The sequence below is a fragment of the Roseateles sp. genome (genome assembly GCF_052436255.1).
Classification (GTDB): Bacteria; Pseudomonadota; Gammaproteobacteria; order Burkholderiales; family Burkholderiaceae_C; genus Pelomonas.
Genome location: NZ_JBQVNP010000105.1, coordinates 1 through 17,607 on the forward strand (window position 1 = coordinate 1; position 17,607 = coordinate 17,607).

General features: G+C 68.8%; 16 protein-coding genes. 5 read left to right on the plus strand and 11 right to left on the minus strand.

The window, feature by feature from the left end; all coding sequences use genetic code 11:
* From ACT6S0_RS19645 to nirB, 4 genes are all read right to left on the minus strand, one after another.
* Nucleotides 1-1,420 (minus strand): molybdopterin-dependent oxidoreductase (locus tag ACT6S0_RS19645; RefSeq protein WP_444765470.1); only part of this gene is annotated, 1,420 nt, incomplete at its 3' end.
* A 163-nt stretch (nucleotides 1,421-1,583) separates the two neighbouring features.
* Entirely contained in the window at nucleotides 1,584-1,967 is a 384-nt protein-coding gene (gene nirD, locus ACT6S0_RS19650; RefSeq protein WP_444765471.1) for a nitrite reductase small subunit NirD, read from the minus strand.
* 5 nt (nucleotides 1,968-1,972) lie between these two features.
* Complete coding sequence (locus tag ACT6S0_RS19655) at nucleotides 1,973-2,761, minus strand: type IV pili methyl-accepting chemotaxis transducer N-terminal domain-containing protein (protein ID WP_444765472.1); 789 nt, start codon at nucleotides 2,759-2,761, stop codon at nucleotides 1,973-1,975.
* On the minus strand, nucleotides 2,761-5,211 hold the full coding sequence (gene nirB, locus ACT6S0_RS19660; protein WP_444765473.1) for a nitrite reductase large subunit NirB: 2,451 nt from the start codon (nucleotides 5,209-5,211) through the stop codon (nucleotides 2,761-2,763). The genes ACT6S0_RS19655 and nirB overlap by 1 nt, the downstream gene beginning before the upstream one ends.
* Before the next feature lie 330 nt (nucleotides 5,212-5,541).
* Between nirB and ACT6S0_RS19665 the strand changes: the two genes are divergently transcribed.
* Nucleotides 5,542-7,278, plus strand: coding sequence for a protein kinase domain-containing protein (locus ACT6S0_RS19665; protein ID WP_444765474.1), 1,737 nt, complete (start codon nucleotides 5,542-5,544; stop codon nucleotides 7,276-7,278).
* Between the two features lie 40 nt (nucleotides 7,279-7,318).
* Here ACT6S0_RS19665 and ACT6S0_RS19670 read toward each other — a convergent pair whose 3' ends face one another.
* Nucleotides 7,319-8,572: an MFS transporter gene (locus tag ACT6S0_RS19670; RefSeq protein WP_444765484.1), complete on the minus strand. Its 1,254-nt coding sequence runs from the start codon at nucleotides 8,570-8,572 to the stop codon at nucleotides 7,319-7,321.
* Nucleotides 8,573-8,773: 201 nt separating this feature from the next.
* On the opposite strand from ACT6S0_RS19670, the gene ACT6S0_RS19675 reads away from it, so the two are divergent.
* Nucleotides 8,774-10,021 carry an ANTAR domain-containing response regulator gene (locus tag ACT6S0_RS19675; RefSeq protein WP_444765475.1) on the plus strand — a complete coding sequence of 416 codons (1,248 nt, stop codon included), beginning with the start codon at nucleotides 8,774-8,776 and terminating at the stop codon, nucleotides 10,019-10,021.
* 160 nt (nucleotides 10,022-10,181) lie between these two features.
* On the opposite strand, the gene ACT6S0_RS19680 is transcribed toward ACT6S0_RS19675, so the two are convergent.
* Genes ACT6S0_RS19680 through ACT6S0_RS19690 form a run of 3 tightly spaced genes read right to left on the minus strand, consistent with a single transcriptional unit; the run spans nucleotide 10,182 to nucleotide 13,148 of the window.
* A complete protein-coding gene (locus ACT6S0_RS19680; protein WP_444765476.1) occupies nucleotides 10,182-10,982 on the minus strand; it encodes an ABC transporter ATP-binding protein in 801 nt (266 codons plus the stop codon).
* A gap of 4 nt (nucleotides 10,983-10,986) precedes the next feature.
* Nucleotides 10,987-11,889: a nitrate ABC transporter permease gene (gene ntrB / locus ACT6S0_RS19685; RefSeq protein ID WP_444765477.1), complete on the minus strand. Its 903-nt coding sequence runs from the start codon at nucleotides 11,887-11,889 to the stop codon at nucleotides 10,987-10,989.
* A gap of 2 nt (nucleotides 11,890-11,891) precedes the next feature.
* Nucleotides 11,892-13,148 carry a CmpA/NrtA family ABC transporter substrate-binding protein gene (locus tag ACT6S0_RS19690; RefSeq protein ID WP_444765478.1) on the minus strand — a complete coding sequence of 419 codons (1,257 nt, stop codon included), beginning with the start codon at nucleotides 13,146-13,148 and terminating at the stop codon, nucleotides 11,892-11,894.
* Nucleotides 13,149-13,612: 464 nt separating this feature from the next.
* Between ACT6S0_RS19690 and ACT6S0_RS19695 the strand changes: the two genes are divergently transcribed.
* The 3 genes from ACT6S0_RS19695 (at nucleotide 13,613) to ACT6S0_RS19705 (ending at nucleotide 15,342) form a co-directional block, all read left to right on the plus strand.
* Entirely contained in the window at nucleotides 13,613-13,879 is a 267-nt protein-coding gene (locus ACT6S0_RS19695) for a hypothetical protein (RefSeq protein ID WP_444765479.1), read from the plus strand.
* 368 nt (nucleotides 13,880-14,247) lie between these two features.
* Complete coding sequence (locus ACT6S0_RS19700) at nucleotides 14,248-14,619, plus strand: hypothetical protein (RefSeq protein ID WP_444765480.1); 372 nt, start codon at nucleotides 14,248-14,250, stop codon at nucleotides 14,617-14,619.
* Between the two features lie 141 nt (nucleotides 14,620-14,760).
* Nucleotides 14,761-15,342 carry a hypothetical protein gene (locus ACT6S0_RS19705; RefSeq protein ID WP_444765481.1) on the plus strand — a complete coding sequence of 194 codons (582 nt, stop codon included), beginning with the start codon at nucleotides 14,761-14,763 and terminating at the stop codon, nucleotides 15,340-15,342.
* A gap of 93 nt (nucleotides 15,343-15,435) precedes the next feature.
* Here ACT6S0_RS19705 and ACT6S0_RS19710 read toward each other — a convergent pair whose 3' ends face one another.
* The 3 genes from ACT6S0_RS19710 to ACT6S0_RS19720 form a co-directional block, all read right to left on the minus strand.
* On the minus strand, nucleotides 15,436-16,686 hold the full coding sequence (locus tag ACT6S0_RS19710; protein ID WP_444765482.1) for an ATP-binding protein: 1,251 nt from the start codon (nucleotides 16,684-16,686) through the stop codon (nucleotides 15,436-15,438).
* Nucleotides 16,683-17,492, minus strand: coding sequence for a response regulator transcription factor (locus ACT6S0_RS19715; protein WP_444765485.1), 810 nt, complete (start codon nucleotides 17,490-17,492; stop codon nucleotides 16,683-16,685). Before ACT6S0_RS19715 ends, ACT6S0_RS19710 begins: the two co-directional genes overlap by 4 nt.
* On the minus strand, nucleotides 17,387-17,607 hold a 221-nt coding region (locus tag ACT6S0_RS19720), incomplete at its 5' end, for a DUF3019 domain-containing protein (RefSeq protein WP_444765483.1). The genes ACT6S0_RS19720 and ACT6S0_RS19715, both read right to left, overlap by 106 nt.

The following is a 17,607-nucleotide window of genomic DNA, read 5'->3' on the forward strand; positions in this document are numbered from 1 at the left end:
CCGGCACGGCCGCGCGCACGCGGCTGATGCGGCGCTCGCTGTTGGTGACGGTGCCTTCCTTCTCGCCCCAGGTCGCAGCGGGCAGCAGGTAGTCGGCGTAGCTGGCCGTTGCCGTGTGGGCAAAGGCTTCCTGCAGGATGACCAGCTCGCAGCGCTGCAGCGCCTGGCGCACGGTGGCCTGGTCGGGCATGGACTGGGCCGGGTTGGTGCAGGCTATCCAAAGCGCCTTGATCTCGCCGCGCGCGGCGGCCTCGAACATCTCGACGGCGGTGTGGCCGCGCTGGCCCGGCAGACCCTGCACGCCCCACAGCGCTTCGATCTCGGCCCAGTCCTCGGCCTTGTTCGGGTCGCGGTGGCCGGGCAGCAGCGTGGCCATGCCGCCGCTCTCGCGGCCGCCCATGGCATTGGGCTGGCCGGTCAGCGAGAAGGGGCCGGCGCCGGGCTTGCCGATCTGGCCGGTGGCCAGGTGCAGGTTGATCAAGGCCGTGTTCTTGGCCGTGCCGCTGCTGCTCTGGTTCAGCCCCTGGCAGTAGAGGCTGAGGGAGGAGGGCGAGGTGGCGAACCATTCCGCCGCCTGCCAGATGTCAGCCTCTTTCACGCCGCAGACCTGGGCCGCGCGCGACGGTGCCCAGTCGCGCACCAGCTCCTTCAGCGCATCGAAGCCATCGGTGGACGCAGCAATGAAGCCGCCCGCCGTCCAGCCCTGCCAGATGACGGCGTGCAGCAGGCCGTGGCACAGGGCCACGTCGGTGCCGGCGCGGATCTGCAGGTGCAGGTCGGCGAGCTCGGCCGTCTCGGTCTTGCGCGGGTCAATGACGATGAGCCTGTGGCCAGGCTTGCCGTGCTTCGCTGCTTCGAGGCGGCGGAACAGGATGGGGTGGGCCCAGGCCGGGTTGGCGCCGCTGATCAGCACGCAGTCGGCCAGCTCGATGTCCTCGTAGCTGCAGGGCGGCGCGTCGGCGCCGAGTGACTGCTTGTAGCCGACGACGGCCGAGCTCATGCACAGCCGCGAGTTGGAGTCGATGTGGGGCGTGCCGATGACGGCGCGGGCCAGCTTGTTGAAGGCGTGATAGTCCTCGGTCAGCAACTGGCCGGAGATGTAGACGCCAATCGATTCGGGGCCGTGCTCGGCGCGGATGGCGAGCAGCTTGTCGGCGATCTCGCGGTTGGCGGCGTCCCAGCTGATGACCTGGGGCTGAGCGCCACGCTCGGCACGCCGCTGCGGCTCACGCAGGCGCTGGTGCTGGATGACAACCGGCGCGGCCGTCAGGTGCAGGTTGGTGCCCTTGGTGCAGAGCCGCCCGAAGTTGGCCGGATGGTCGGGGTCGCCGCGCACGCCGGTGATCTGCGTGTCGTCGTGTTCGATGACGACGCCGCACCCCACGCCGCAGTAGGGACAGGTGGATCTCGTTTCGCTCACGGCGAATTCCCCTGGTTGTGGAGCCCCTCGCTTGGCGAGGGGACGAGAGGGGAGTGCTTCATATCACCGCATCGCGGATCGCGCTTCAGCACGCATCCGCAGTAAGGGCAGGTGGACTTTGTCTCGTTCATATTTTTGAAGGTGGGTCTGGCCTTCGGCCCCGTCACGCCACCGCAATCGAAATCTTCGGCCCGGCCACCGGCGCGGCCAGCTCCAGCGCCAGCGTGTCCAACTCGGTCTGCAACAGAAAGACTTCGCCGCCTTCGAGCTTGACCCTGAAGGACGGCGTGCAGCCCTCATCGGGCTCCTTGGCGCAGCCATCGGTCAGGCCAATCGTCCAGTTATGCAGCGGGCAGGCCACGCTCTTGCCGAAGACGATGCCCTGGCTCAACGGGCCGCCCTTGTGCGGGCAGCGGTCCAGCAGCGCGAAGACCTCGTCGTCGGCGTTGCGGAACAGCGCCACGTCGACACCGACCGGGCGCTGCACGCGGCGTGAGCCGAGCACCGGGATGTCCTGCAGGGCACAGATGCGGGTCCAGTCGGCCATGCTCGTCACCCCAGTTGGCGGGCGAATTGCCCGGTCACGGTTTCCATCACAGAGAGCAGGTTCTCGCTCGCCACGAACACGTCGCTGGCCGCCTTCGGGCCCTGGCTTTCGCCCGCCAGCGCGGCCTGCAGGAAGACCCACTGGCTCTGCGCCAGCGTCAGATTGGCGCGGATGGCCGGCGCCCCTTCGGCCGCCGTCTCCAGCAGGCTCATGGCGGCCACGAACTCGGTGCGGGCCTTGGCGACCTCGCGGCGCACCAGATCGGGTCGCGCGCCCTGCTGGTCGGCCAGGTAGAACAGGGCCAGGCGCTGCGACAGCATGCGCTGCCGGCCCGACACATTGACCAGCCGCGCCGTCGCCTCGGCGGAACGTTCCTGCAGCTGGCCGGTGGCGACATGAGCCAGGCTCAGCACCTCGCCGGAGGTCCGTAGCAGCTCGTCCACGCGCTCGCGGCTCGGCGGACTCTGCAGCAGGGCGCGGTAGTCGCCAAAGCGGTGCTGCAGCGCGCGGTAGCTGCCGGCGATCTCGGGCGTGGGCGCATAGGCCAGCAGCTCGCCCAACTGGCGCTCGAAGCGGGCCTCGCTGGCCTTCAGCACGGCGCGGGCGCGCTCGGCCAGCTCCGGGCGCGACAGGCCCAGCCAGGCCTTGCCCATGCGCTGGCTCAGCATGCGCTGGGCGCCGGCCTTGTCGATGGCTTCGCCGAGCTGGTTGATGCGGCCCTGGGCCAGGGCGGGCAGGCCGCTGAAGGCCATGCCGGCCAAACCGGCGAGAACGGCGTTGCGGCGGTTCGGCATCAGACGGCCACTTTGTCGAACTGGCGCAGGTCCACCTGCGCCTTGTCGAAGTCGAACCAGGGGTCGGGCTCGCCATCCAGGCTGAACTGCAACTGCGCCCACAGCGCGCGGCGGTTGTCGGCGTCTTCGAGGATCTTCTTCTTGACGTGATCGAGCCCGACGCGGGCGACGTAGTGCACCGTGCGCTCAAGGTACCAGCCTTCCAGGCGATACAGCTGCAGGAAGGCGCCGCTGACCTCCAGCACCTCCTCGGGCGTCTTGACCTTGCACAGGAACTCGGCCACCTCGGTCTTGATGCCGCCGTTGCCGGCCACATAGATCTCCCAGCCCGAGTCCACGCCGATGACGCCGACGTCCTTGATGCCGGCCTCCGCGCAGTTGCGCGGGCAGCCCGACACGGCGATCTTGACCTTGTGCGGCGCATACATGCGCCACAGGGCCCGCTCCAGGTCCTTGCCCATCTGCGTGCTGTCCTGCGTGCCGAAGCGGCACCACTCCGAGCCCACGCAGGTCTTCACGGTGCGCAGCGCCTTGGCATAGGCATGGCCCGAGGGCATGCCGATGTCCTTCCAGACGTTGACCAGGTCTTCCTTCTTGACGCCCAGCAGGTCGATGCGCTGGCCGCCGGTGACCTTGACGGTGGGGATCTGGTATTTGTCCACCGCATCGGCGATGCGGCGCAGCTCGCTCGACGTCGTCTCGCCGCCCCACATGCGCGGGATGACCGAGTAGCGGCCGTCCTTCTGGATGTTGGCGTGCGAGCGCTCGTTGATGAAGCGGCTCTGCGGGTCGTCCAGCGCCTCCTTGGGCCAGGTCGAGATCAGGTAGTAGTTGATGGCTGGGCGGCAGTTGGCGCAGCCGTTGGGCGTCTTCCAGTCGAGCGCGCGGAAGACCTCGGCCGCGGTCAGCAGATGGGCCTTGGCGATGACGTCGCGGGCGTCCTGGTGGCTGGCGTCGGTGCAGGCGCAGATGGCCTTTTTCTTGGGCGCGGCCGAGTAGTCGCCACCGGCCGTGAACATGATGAGCTGCTCGACGAGGCCGGTGCAGCTGCCGCAGCTCGCGCTCGCCTTGGTGTGCTTGCGCACCTCGTCCAGCGTGAACAGGCCCTTGTCGCGGATGGCCTTGCAGATGGCGCCCTTGGCCACGCCGTTGCAGCCGCAGACCTCGTCGGTGTCCGCCATGCTCGCCGCGCGGCTGACGCCCTGGTGGCCCACGTCGCCGATGTTGGCCCCGGCCTCGCCGAACATCAGCTTGTCGCGGATGTCGGCGATCTTGCGGCCCTCGCGCAGCAGCTTGAAGTACCAGCCACCGTCCACCGTGTCGCCATACAGGCAGGCGCCGACGAGCTGGTCGTCCTGGATGACGAGCTTCTTGTAGACGCCGGCAAAGGGGTCGCTCATGACGATCTCTTCGGTACCCGCGCCGCCGGTGAAGTTGCCGGCGCTGAAGAGGTCTATGCCCGTGACCTTGAGCTTGGTGCTGACCGATGAGCCCAGGTAGCGGCCGATGCCGAACTGGGCCAGATGCGTGGCGCAGACCTTGCCCTGCTCGAACAGCGGCGCGACCAGGCCGTAGGCGATGCCGCGGTGGGCGGCGCATTCGCCGACCGAATAGATGCGCGGATCGGTCACGGTCTGCATCGTGTCGGTGACGACGATGCCGCGGCTGCAGTGCAGGCCGGCCTTCTCGGCCAGCGCGGTGTTGGGGCGGATGCCTGCGGCCATGACGACGAGGTCGGCGGGCACCTCGAACAGCTCCCCTTGCGCATCCTTGAGCTGCACGGCACGGACTCGGCCCGTCTCGCCCGCCAGCATCGCCTGTGTCTGCGCCGCCAATGCGAACCTCAGGCCGCGCTCGACGAGAGATTTGCGCAGCAGGTCGCCTGCGACGTCGTCGAGCTGCCGCTCCATCAGGGTGCCGCCGAGGTGAACGACGGTGACCTGCATGCCACGCAGCATCAGCCCGTTGGCGGCCTCCAGCCCCAGCAGCCCGCCGCCGATGACGACGGCGTGCTTGTACTTGGTGGCCGTGTCGATCATCGCGTTGGTGTCGGCGATGTCGCGGTAGGCAATCACGCCCTCAAGGTCCTTGCCCGGCACCGGCAGGATGAAGGGGTTGGAGCCGGTGGCGATCAGCAGGCGGTCGTACTCGGCCGCCGTGCCGTCGGCCGCGATGACGCGGCGGCGCACGCGGTCGATCTCGGTGACCGTCTTGCCCAGGTGCAGCGTGATGCCGTTCTCCTGGTACCAGGAGAGCGGGTTCAGGATGATCTCGTCGACCGTCTGCTCACCGGCCAGCACGGGGCTGAGCAGGATGCGGTTGTAGTTCGGGTGCGGCTCGGCGCCGAAGACGGTGATGTCGTAGAGGTCCGGCGTGATCTTCAGCAGCTCCTCCAAGGTGCGCACGCCAGCCATGCCGTTGCCCACCATCACGAGCTTCATCTTTTTCATGCCAAACCCTTCAACTGCAAAGCTGGTCTGCCCTTTGCTTTGCAAGCCATGTGCCAGCGATGAAGCTGGCTTGCAGCCCTGCCGCAGCGTGCAAAACGCCTGGCGGCGCCCCACGCCGAAGCGATCGCGAGCCCGGTGCGGGTGCACTCATCCCGAAAATGGTGCCCCTCGTCCAATCCCGCACCCGCTGAACGCGGGCGGGTCTGGTCGGTCCCCTGCCGGGACGACGATGCTCGCGGCATTGAGCCGCGATCACATCGCCAGGCGGGCCGGCTTGGGAGCGGCCCGGCGCTCGGCCCGAATACAAGATACATAGACATAGGCCCGCACATGCGCTTCGAACTCGATACCGGCCTGTCCAGCCTGCAGGGCAAACGCCCGCGCAATGAAGACTTCGCCGGCGTGCAGGCACCGGCCGCGCACGAGGCCGAGCGCGGCTGGGTCGCCGCCTTGGCCGATGGCGTCAGCGGCGGCGGTGAAGGATTGATGGCCGCGCAGACCTCGGTCATGAGCCTGCTGCGCGACTTCCATGCCGTGCCGGCCGACTGGGACGCCAGCGTCGCGCTGGACCGCCTGCTCGGCCACCAGAACGCCTGGCTGGCCGCCCACAACCGCCGCCCAGGGCCGGACGGCCAGCCGCGCGAGGCGCTGACGACGCTGACGGCCATCGCGCTGCGCGGCCGCCGCTATGCGCTGGCCCATGTCGGCGACAGCCGTGCCTGGCTGCTGCGCGACAGCCAATGCCTGCTGCTGACGCAAGACCACCGCATGGAGCGCCGCGACTTCGCCGGCCTGACGCGCGCGCTGGGCCTGGACGATGCGCTGCGCCTGGACCACAGCGCCGGCGAGCTCAAGGTGGGCGACCGCCTGCTGCTGACCAGCGACGGCGTGCACGGCTCGCTGCGCAGCCGCCAGATCGCCGACCTGCTGCGCACGACGCCCGGCGCCCAGGCCGCCGCCGATGCGCTGACCGCCGCAGCGCTGGCCGCCGGCAGCCATGACAACGTGACGGCCCTGGTGCTGGATGTGAAGGACCTGGCCGATCCCGGCCTGGCCGACCTGGCCGCGCTGGGGCGCACGCTGCCCAGCCCCGGCCCGCTCGGTGTCGGCGCCACACTGGACGGCTACCAGGTCACGGCCATCGTCGCCGACAACGGCGTGCACCGACTGCTGCAGGCGCGCGAGGTCGCCACGGGCCGGCTGGTGGCGCTGAAGATGCTGCGCCCCGGCCGTGCCGACGATCCCGAGGAGCGCGCGATGCTGGCGCACGAGATCTGGCTCGGCCTGCGCCTGGCCGAGGCGCCGCGCCACCGCCGCCGTGGTGGCGAGAGCGGCTTCGTGCGCGTGCACCCGCCGGCCGATGGCGCGACCCATTTCTATGCCGTGTTCGACTGGCACGGCGGCCACACGCTGGAGCAGCTGCTGGCCAAGGGCCCGCTGGACGGCGCCCAGGCCATGGCGCTGGGCAGCGCGGTGGCGCGGTCCTTGAGCCTGCTGCACGCAGCCGGCGTCGTGTACCGCGACATCAAGCCGGCCAACCTGCACTTCGGCGACGATGGCCAGTGGCGCGTGCTGGACCTGGGCGTGGCGCTCAGCCCGCGCGCGCCGGCGGCCTCGCGCGAGCTGCATGCCGGCACGCCCAGCTACATCAACCCCGAGCAATGGCAGGACCCGCCCGTGCCGCCCGACGCCGGCTCCGACCTGTTTGCGCTGGGTGTGACGCTATACCAGGCCCTCACCCGACGCCTGCCCTACGGCGAGGTCGAGCCCTACCAGCTCGCCCGCTACAAGCGCGAGCCGGCCAGCGTCAGCCGGCTGCAGCCCAGCGTGCCGATGCCGCTCGACCGGCTGGTCATGCGTGCCGTCGCCCGTGAGGCCAAGGCGCGCTTCGAGACGGCGGATGAGTTGCTGCTGGCGTTGGAGCGCTGCGCAGCGCGCGACCAGACCGCGCCGGTACGCGCCGCCCGCGCGGCCGGCGACCCGGCATTGCCCTGGCAGATCGCGCTGGCGGTCTCCGTGCTGTTGAACTTGCTGCTGGTGGCCTGGCTGCTATTCCTGCCGCGCTGACCTTGGTGCCGGTGCGAGGCGCCGAAGCGCCTCTGCTGGTTCAGGCACGCTGGTAGCTCACCGGGTCCTGGTCGTCGGGCGTCGTGGCGGCGCGGGCGCGGCCGCCCTTCTCGGCCCAGGTGCGGGTCCAGCGGATCTGCACCACGCGCAGCATCACCAGCATCACCAGCGACAGCACGGCAAAGATCACGAAGCCCCACAGGTAGCTGCCGGTGTGCTGCAGGCTCTGGCCCATCGCATTGGGCAGGAAGCCGCCGCCTAAGGCGCCGATCTCGCCGATCATGGAGCCGGCCACGGCGGTGGTCACCGGCCAGCGCAGCGGCACCAGCTGGAACAGCGCGCCATTGCCGGCCCCGAAGGCCGCGAAGCACAGCATGAAGAGCAGGGTGGTCAGCACCAGGGAGTCGCCCGCCAGGCCGCAGGCCAGCAGTGAGGCGGACACCAGCACCAGCACGCCGGTCAGCGTGTTGACCCCGCCGATGCGGTCGGACAGCGCGCCGCCGGCAATGCGCACGGCCGAGCCCATCAGGGTGGCCAGCATGGTCAGCTGGCCGGCCTCGATCTTGGTGACCTTGAACTGGTCGTAGTAATAGGTGGGCAGGAAGCTCGCCAGGCCGATGAAGCCGCCGAAGCTGACGATGTAGATCAGGCTGAAGGCCCAGCCGTCCTTCTCGAACAGGCAGCTCACATGCTCACGCAGGCTTTGGTGCTCGCGGTCAGGCGGCTCCTTGGCGGCGATCCACATCACGGCCATGGGCAGCAACATGGTCAGCGCAGCCAGGCCGTAGACGGCCTGCCAGCCGAACTTGGCGGCCAGCGGCGGCGCGAACAGCACCGCCAGCACCGTGCCCGAATTGCCGGCGCCGGCGATGCCCATGGCCAGGCCCTTGTAGCGCGGCGGGTACCAGCCCGAGCCCAGGCTCAGCGCCACGCCGAAGCTGGCGCCGGCAATGCCCAGCAGCACGCCCATGGCCAGCACCTCGTCATAGCTGTCGACGAAGACGAAGCCGAAGCCCAGCGCCGCGACGATCAGGCCCATCTCCACCATGGCGGCGTTCTTGCGGCCGATGTACTGGGCCAGCACGCCCAGCGGGAAGCGCATCAGCGCACCGGCCAGGATGGGCACGGAGATCATGAAGCCCTTCTGTGCCGGCGTGAGCGCAAAGGTCTCGCTGATGAAAGGCGCCATGGCGCCGTTCAGCACCCAGATGGCGAAGCAGAAGTCGAAGTACAGAAAGGCGGCCAGCAAGGTGGGCCAGTGGCCGGCGCGTTTGAAGTTCTGGAAGGCGGACATCGTGGGCTCGATCATGCAACTGCGACTGCAAGCGCCCACGCCCACCCACCGGTCGCGTGCCAGGGCGGCAAGGACGTCACAGCGGGTGTGTGCGCGCACCATTGCGCGCACCGTTCCCCATACTTGCAAGCCTCATGCCCACTCGACGGCGAGCTGGCTGGCCTGCTTCTTGCGCCGTTTTGGGGCGTGATGCCTGAACCTATGTCCGATACCGCTTTCACCCCCACATTGCCCCTGCTGCTGTGCAGCCCCGAAACACCCACGCAGGCAGCCGACTTGCAGGCCCTGGGCTGGTCCGTGCGCACCATCTCCGAACTTGCCGCGCCCACCGATGGGCCGGCTTTGGGCCTGCTGGTGTGCGCGGACCGCACCGCCTTGGCGCAACTCGCGCACTCGGAGCGGGCTTTTGGCCTGCCCGTGGTGCTGCTTTCACCGCCGCCCCCGGAGCATGAACGCCGTGCGCTGCTGGCCCGCGGCGCCGTGCAGTGGCTGCCCACCGATGTGGACGCCGCCGTGCTGGCCGAGGCTTTGCTGTGGGCCCGCGACCTGGCTGCCGCACAGCAGCAGCGCGACAGCGCCGCCCAGGCCAAGCTGGACGAACGCAAGTGGACCGAGCGTGCCAAGGGCCTGCTGATGCAGGCGCGCGGCATCGACGAGGCCGCCGCCTTCGCGCTGCTGCGCAATACGGCGATGCAGACGCAGTCCAAGCTGCCCGAGGTGGCGCGGGGTGTCGTGCACACGTCCGAGCTGGCCGAGGCGCTGGAGCGCGCCGGCGCCCAGCGCATGCTGAGCCAGCGCCTGGTCAAGCTGCAGGCGCTGCGTCAGTGGCCCAAGCTGGCGCCGCCCGAACGCCGCGAGGCGCAGGCGTTGCTGGATGCGTCCGCCGAGCGCGTGGCCGCCAACCTGGCGCGGTTGGCCGAGCTGCTGCGCCATGACCTTGCCGAGGAGCTGACGGCGGTGTCTGTCGCCTGGGCTCAGCTGGATTCGTGCTTGAGCGCGCGCCATCCCGACCTCGCCCGCAGCGACCGTGCCGCCCAGCGCCTGCTGGACAGCAGCGAGACGCTGGTGGCGCGCCTGTCCGGGCGCGCCGGCCAGCGGCCGGTCGGCCTGCTGGCCCAGGTCACGCGGCTGCGGCTGTTGAGCCAGCGCCTGGCCAAGGAGGGCCTGCTCGCGCAGGTGCTGCCTGGCCACGACGCCAGTGGCCTGGCGGCCGGGCTGGATGAGTTCATCAAGGCCTATGACCAGGTGCGCGCGGCACCTTTGGTGGGGCCGGCCTTGCAGCCCGCATTCGCAGCGGTGGACGAGGCCTGGCTGGTGCTGCTGCGCGGGCTGCGCGTGGAGCAGGGCGATGCGGTGCAGCGCATGCATCAGGGCAGCGAGCGGCTGCTGCAGGCGCTGGAGGCGTTGATCCGGGCCTTGCAGGGGTCGTTGCAGTTGATCCTGGGATGATTGGTCGATGGGTTTGAGGTTGCTTTTGCGGTTGTCCCCTTGACCCGGTTCCGTGTTGCCGGGAGTCCGCCCCGGCACCGCATTGGCCATCAGGCAGGAGCCAGTCAAACAACCGGCCCGCGGGGCGGGACCCGGCCACCGCACCGGCCACCGGCCAACCTCAAGCCGCCTGCTCCACATGCGCATGCCGCGTGTAGAGGAAGTCGATGACCTGCTTGCGGGCGTGCACATAGCTCGGGTCCTCGGCCAGTTCCACGCGCAGGCGCGGGCGGGGAATGTCGACGTGGAGGATCTCGCCGATCGTCGCCGCCGGCCCGTTGGTCATCATGACGATGCGGTCCGACAGCAGCACGGCCTCGTCGACATCGTGCGTCACCATGACCACCGTGCTCTGCGTGCGCGCGACGATCTTCAGCAGTTCGTCCTGCAGCCTGGCGCGCGTCAGCGCGTCCAGCGCGCCGAAGGGCTCGTCCATCAGCAGCACCTTGGGCTCCATCGCCAGCGCGCGCGCAATGCCGACGCGCTGCTTCATGCCACCCGAGATCTCGTGCGGCCGCTTGTGCAGCGCGTGGCTCATGCCCACCAGCTCCAGCGCCGCGCGGGCGCGCACCTTGAGCTGCGCCGCGCTCTCCCTGCCGCCGAAGACGGACTCGACCGCCAGCAGCACGTTGTCCAGGCAGCTCAGCCACGGCAGCAGCGAATGGTTCTGGAACACCACGCCACGCTCGGGGCCGGGTGCAGCAATCTCGCGGCCGTCGCAGATCAACACGCCCGAGGTGGGCGTCAGCAGGCCGGCGATGAGATTGAGCAGCGTCGACTTGCCGCAGCCCGAGTGGCCGATCAGCGTGATGAACTCGCCGCGCTGCACGTCGAGGTTGATGTCCTGCAGCGCATGGAAGCGCCCCTTGCGGGTGGTGAAGACCATCTCGGCGTTCTGAACCTGGATGAACGGCTTGGTCATGGCATCAGTCCTCGAAAGTGAAGTGCTTGGCAAGGGACATCAGCGCCCATTCGAGCAGCAGCCCGACGGTGCCGATGACGAAGATGGCGATGATGATGTGGGCGACGTTGAGGTTGTTCCACTCGTCCCAGACCCAGAAGCCGATGCCCACGCCGCCGGTCAGCATCTCGGCCGCGACGATGACCAGCCAGGCCGTGCCCACCGACAGGCGCACGCCGGTCAGCACATAGGGCAGCACCGCGGGCAAGAGGATGCGCGTGATGACCTTCCACTCGCTGAGCTTGAGCACGCGGGCGACGTTCAGGTAGTCCTGCGGCACGCGCTGCACGCCGACGGCCGTGTTGACCACCATGGGCCAGATCGAGCAGATGAAGATGGTCCAGATCGCGGCCGGGTTGGCGCTCTTGAACACCAGCAGGCCGATGGGCAGCCAGGCCAGCGGCGACACGGGTTTGAGCAGCGAGATCAGCGGCGACACCATGCGGTTGGCGAAATCGAAGCGGCCGATGATGAAGCCCAGCGGGATGCCCACCAGCGCCGCGAGGCCGAAGCCCAGGCCCACTCGCTGCAGCGAGTAGAGGATGTTCCAGCCTAGCCCCAAGTCGTTGGGCCCGTTGCTGTAGAACGGGTCGGCAAAGAGCAGCAGGGCGGCATCGAAGGTGGCCGCCGGGGTTGGAAAGGCGCCGCCCTTCATCGTGGCCAGCCCCCACAGGCCGATGAGCAGGGCGATGCCGAGCACGGGGGGCAGCACGCGCAGCGCCAGGGCGCGCCAGTCGAAGGGCTCGCGCTTTCGCTGGGTCTTGGGCGCCTCGGCGGGCGCTGGGGCCGGGCGGGCGGCGGCGACCGGCGCGGCGGCCGGGACGGGCGCGACGGTTTCGCGCGGCGAGTGGAAGACTGCGGAGACCATGATTACGCCTTGATCTTGAAGCCGTCGGCGTACTTCGCCGGGTCCTTGCCATCCCAGACAACGCCGTCGATGAGCTTGCTGGTGCGGAAGTCGCTCTTGGGGATGCTGATGCCCAGGGCACCGGCCGCCTGCTTGTAGAGCGCCGTCTGATTGACCTGCTTGGCCACGGCCAGGTAGTCGGGGTGGGCCTTGAGCAGGCCCCAGCGCTTGTGCTGGGTCAGGAACCACATGCCGTCGCTCAGGTACGGGTAGTTGACCGCGCCGTCGTTGAAGAACTTCATGTGGTTGGGGTCGTCCCAGGTCTTGCCCAGGCCGTTCTGGTAGCGGCCCAGGATGCGCTGGTTGATGGCGTCGACACCGGTGTTGATGTAGGCCTTCTGCGCGACCGTCTCGGCCATCTTGAGCTTGTTGGACAGGCTGGCGTCGATCCAGCGGCTGGCCTCCAGCACGGCCATCATGACGGCGCGGGTGGTGTTGGGGTATTTCTGCGCGAACTCGGCCGTCGTGCCGAGCACCTTCTCCGGATGGTCTTTCCAGAGGTCCTGCGTCGTGTTGGCGGTGATGCCGATGCCGTCCATGATGGCGCGGTGGTTCCACGGCTCGCCGACGCAGAAGCCGTCCATGTTGCCCACGCGCATGTTGGCCACCATCTGCGGCGGGGGCACGGTGATGAGCTTGGCGCCCGACAGCGGGTTGATGCCCGCAGCCGCCAGCCAGTAATGCATCCACATCGCGTGGGTGCCGGTCGGGAAGGTGCCGGCGAAGGTGTACTCGCGCGGGTTCGCGGCCATCACCCTGGCCAGCGAAGGGCCGTCGACGGCGCCCTTGTCGGCCAGCGCCTTGGACAGCGTGATGGCCTGGCCGTTGTTGTTCAGGCTCATCAGCACGGCCATGTCCTTCTTGGGGCCGGCGGTGCCCAGGTGCACGCCGTAGATCAGGCCGTAGAGCACATGGGCCATGTCGAGCTCGCCGTTGACGAGCTTGTCGCGCACGCCGGCCCAGGAGGCTTCTTTGGTGGGGATGATCTTGATGCCGTACTTCTTGTCGAAGCCGAGCACGGCGGCCATGACGACCGAGGCGCAGTCGGTCAGCGGGATGAAGCCGATCTTGACTTCATCCTTCTCGGGCTTGTCTGAACCCTGGGCCCAGGCGCCACCGGCCAGGCCGGTCAAGCCGGTCAACGGAAGGGCGGCTGCGGCAGCCAGCAGGCTGCGGCGCTGCGGGTGGGGCGTGGTGGTCGAGTTATCGCTGGCGGTCATCACGGGCTCCTGAGTCATGCAGGGCGCAACGGCGTCGCAGCCACGCTCCGCCTGCGCCACTTCAGCAGCGAAGACGCAATGGGAGAGGTCGGACGCCGTTGTCCCGAAGTGCCGGCCGAGTCATCAGCCGGCCGGCCCGAGAGGCCTGCGCCATTGCAGGCCTCGCTGGGGTTAACGCAGGTTGCGTGCCAGCGCGATTGATGGCGCCAGCGGCCCGTTCTGCACGCGCATGGCGCATGGCAGGCGCGGCAGCGGGCGATTTGCGCCGGGCCGGTGCGTGCAGGGGCGGCGCGTGTTGGTGCGCCGCGCCCCGCGTACGGGCGCAGGAGCGCAGCGCGCTTGGCTCGCTGGCTAGGGCCAGCCGCAATCCCGCATGCCAGTTGTAGGAGCAGCCGCGTTGCCCGGGAGCCGGGCCAGCCGCTTCAATGCACGCACTGCATCGAACGAATGTCAGGGAGTGCCCCATGAGGCTGGAGAGTTACAACGTCGCGCCGTTCGACTTTGAATCGGCGCATGCCGAAGACCATGCGTTCGCACCGCTGAGCGAAGCGCCGCTGACCGAGGCGCCCGTTGACGCGGCGCCATCGCCCGCCGCCGCCGACGAAGCGCCCGGCGAGGTGCTGCGCAACATGGCGCGGCAGCCGCCGGCCTATGCGCTGCTGCCCCGGCATCGGCCAAGTACGGCCAGCGGCAGCCTGCCAAAGCGCGCCAAGCGGTTTAGTGGGCAGTGACTGCGCGCATTTGAGCCCCATCTACGTTGGGTCTCCAACAGGCTCCGCGGCGATGCGTTGACGTCCGGGCCGATTGCCGAGCAGGGCATGCCGCTGTCTGTGGATGCCACGTCCGCCAGCCCCCACAGCCCGCCGCCGCCGAGGCCGCCGGTGATCGAGGCGCCGATTCTTGTAGGCGCGCGGATGACAGGCCAAGGCTGCCTTCCATCGAGACCTATCCTGAAGAGTGGCGGCGACCCTCGGCAAATCCCCCATCCCCGGTGTCAGGGGCTGGGAATCTGCAGCGTGCCCCGGACTACAACCGTCAAGCCGGACGGAGAAGACAAGTTCCATTTCTTTGACGAGGGCTTTCCAGGCCTCGGCGTTACGTGCAAGCCAAGGCCGACGTCGCCAAGCTCGGCATGACGACAGTGGTCGAGCACGCCATTCGTGAATGCATGGTGCTGGTGAAGCAGGGTGAGCGCAAGGCCGCGCAAGACTTGTTGTTGGCGGCCTGCCGTGAGCTGAGCGAGAAATCAGGCGCCTTCGCCGAGATGCGCAAGATGTACAAGGCGCCGACTCGGCATCGAATCGCCACGCCACGGCGTGGCCTGCGAGGCAAGGTCCGACCGGACATGGACCCAGGCCCGCGCCCGATGACCCGATTGCCGCGACATGGCGCCAAGCGGTTTAGGGGCGTCCGCAGTTGCCTGTCCAGCGAGGTGCCGCTTCAATCCGCACGGGTGCGGAAAGGGGTTTAAAACTTACATTCCCTCTCGCCGTCGCTACTGCCGCCACGCGGGCCGGGCGGATCAGTCCACAGGTTTACGCCGCCGCCATGCCAAGATTTCTTCCAGCCTCGCCTGGGTGGCGGATAAACGCCATTCGTTAGCTTGCAAAACATGAACCGAAACATCGCGCTTATCCTCGTGAAGATCGCACTTACCGTCCCGGTGACGTATGCCTTGGCTAGCCCATTCTTGAGCCCGTCTGTAGCTGGCGGCGTTTTCAAGGAGGTTGAAACGCTCGGCATATTCGGGAGCGTTGTTTTTGCCGCCTTGTTTCTCGCAATGGTTTTTCTGTATTGCCGTGATCTCTATCGCGCACTTTCCCTGGTGCATCCAAGCGCGCGAAAAGCTTCGCCACGGAGTGTTTGGCTGATGTTCCTGATTCCCTACAACTTCGTTGAGGATTTCTTCATCATCTCGAATGTGGCAAGCTCCCTGCGGCAGGAGGCCCAACACAATATTGCGCTTCATCCGTTCAAAAGCTTCGGCATGGTTTCTGGCCTTGGCTGGTGCGCGGCGCAGATCGTTTCTTTGTTGCCAAATGAGGTCGGTTCAATCGCAGGAGTGATAGCGTTACCCTTCTGGATCATTCACTGGCGATTTGTCCGCCGAGTAAATGCGGTCCTTACAGAGGCTGCGCGTGCAAACATGCAAGCTACCCATTCTTCCCAGCCGACCGCCCTCGGCGGCGGCTGAAATCAAACGACAAGCGTTTCCGGCAGCCAGCCTCAGTATCTGCCTCGCTATGCCTGCGTTTACACCCGTTGCCCGATGCCGCTCGGCCCGGCCCTAGGCCGGCGTTGGAAAACGCAGTGTGATGCGCGCCCCGCCGAGCGCCGGTGAGGCGTCGATGCCCAACTGAGCGCCATGCCAGTCGGCAATACGGGCCACGATGGCCAGGCCAAGGCCATGGCCGGCGCCTTCATGCCCGGGGCCGCGCACAAAGGGCTTGAGCACTTGGTCGCGTTGGGCGGGGGCAATGCCGGGGCCATCGTCCTCGACGCACAGCAGCGCCGCCCCGGCCGCGGCGCTGAGCGACAGGCGCACCGTGCTGCGGGCGTGGCGGAAGGCGTTCTGCAGCAGGTTGTCCAGCAGCATGCGCAGGTAATGGGGCTCGCCCCGAACCTGCAGGTCTTGCAGATCGAGACTCAGCTGCGGGCGGCCGCCCACCCAGGCCGACCCGGCCACCACGCCTTCGATCAGGGGGCGCAGCGCCAGCGTCTGCTCTGGCAGCGTGGCGCGCAGCTGCTCCAGACGGGCGTAGCCGAGCAGCAGCTCCACCAGCGACTCCATGGCCGCGATGTCACGGCTCAAGTGCTGGCGGTAGCGTTCGCGCGCGGCGGCGTCTTGGGTTTCCCCCAGGGCCTCGATGCCGAAGCGCAGGCGCGCCAGCGGGGTGCGCAGATCGTGCGAGACCGCGCTGCCGAGCAGGCGGTTGTCCTCGATCAGGGTCTGGATGCGCTGCGCCATGCGGTTGAACTCGACCTCGATCTCGGCGATGTGGGAGCGCGGGCTGTGCGCCACGCGGCGATCCAGCTGGCCCTGGCCGAAGCCGCGCGCCGCCTGGCGCAGGCCTTCCAGGCGCTGCAGCAGCGGGCGCAGCCAGAGCAACACAAAGGCCAGCAGGCCGAGGTAGAAGAGCAGGGTCAGGGCCAGGCTCAGGCCCTGCTCGCCGCGCAGCCGCGCTTCAGGCGGCAATTGCAGCGTCAGCAGACGTTCGCCGTCGGGCAGGCGCAGGTGCAGGCTCAGGCCGCGCCCGGTTTCCAGCAGCAGGGGCTGGCCGCGCTCGAAATCGGCCTGCAGATCGGGCGGCAGCGGCAGGGAGCTGCGGGGCTGCACACTCAGGCCGGCGGGCAGGGGCTCGCCATCCTTGCGGTTCAGCACGGTGGCCAGGGCCTGGGCGACGGCGGTGGTCTGCTGCCAGACCTCGGGCTGGGCGGGCGGACTGCTCAGGCGCTCGTGCAGCAGCTCGATCAGCAGACCCAGGCCCAGACAGGCGAGCAGCAGAACAGCGGCCAGGGTGCTGCCGATCCTCTTCATGTCACCCAGCCCTCGGGGGCGAGCAGATAGCCGATGCCCCAGACCGTCTTGAAGCGCTGCGGGGCTTCGGGGTCGTCGTCGAACTTGCGGCGCAGGCGCGAGAGCGTCATGTCCACCGAACGGTCGAAGCCGTCGTAGTCAATGCCGCGCAGCACCTCGATCAGGCGCTTGCGCGTGACCGCCACGCCGGCGTGCTCGACCAGCAGCGCCAGCACGTCGAACTCCTGCGAGCTCAGGCCCACCGCGCGCCCCTGCAGCGTGGCGCTGCGCGAAGCCAGGTCCAGGCGCAGCGCGCCCACCGTGCGCAGCTGCACCGGGGTGGCGGCGGCCTGGGCATCGCGGCGCAGCAGCGCACGCACGCGCGCCAGCAGCACCTGGGGCCGCACCGGCTTGCTGAGGAAGTCGTCGGCACCCAGCTCCAGGCCGCGCACTTCGTCGGCCTCGCTGTCGCTGGCGGTCAGCATCAACACCGGGCGACGGCTGAAGCGGCGCAGTGACTCGCAGACGCGAAAGCCGTCCAGCCCGGGCAGATTGAGATCGAGCACGACGAGGTCGGGCAGGTCTTGTTCGATCAGCTGCAGCGCGGTGTCGCCGCGGTTGGCGCAGCTGACCTGAAAGCCCTGCGCGATCAGGTAGTCCGCGATCCACTCGGCCAGCGAGCGGTCGTCCTCGACCAGCAGGATGTGGGGCGCGGGCTGGCTCAGAACAACCTCCAGCTGGCGCGCGCGCGGCGTTCGCTGCGGTAGACCCAGGCGATCTCGACCTGAGCCTGCGCCGCCAGCACGCCGTCGGGGGCGCGGCGCAATTCCAGCAGCACATCGCTGGCGGCCTGCATGGGCAGGTCGAGCCGGCCCTCGCTGCCCTGCGGCCAGCAGTGCAGCGGGGCGGCCTCGGCGCTGCCGCCGCGGTGCAGGCAAAAGC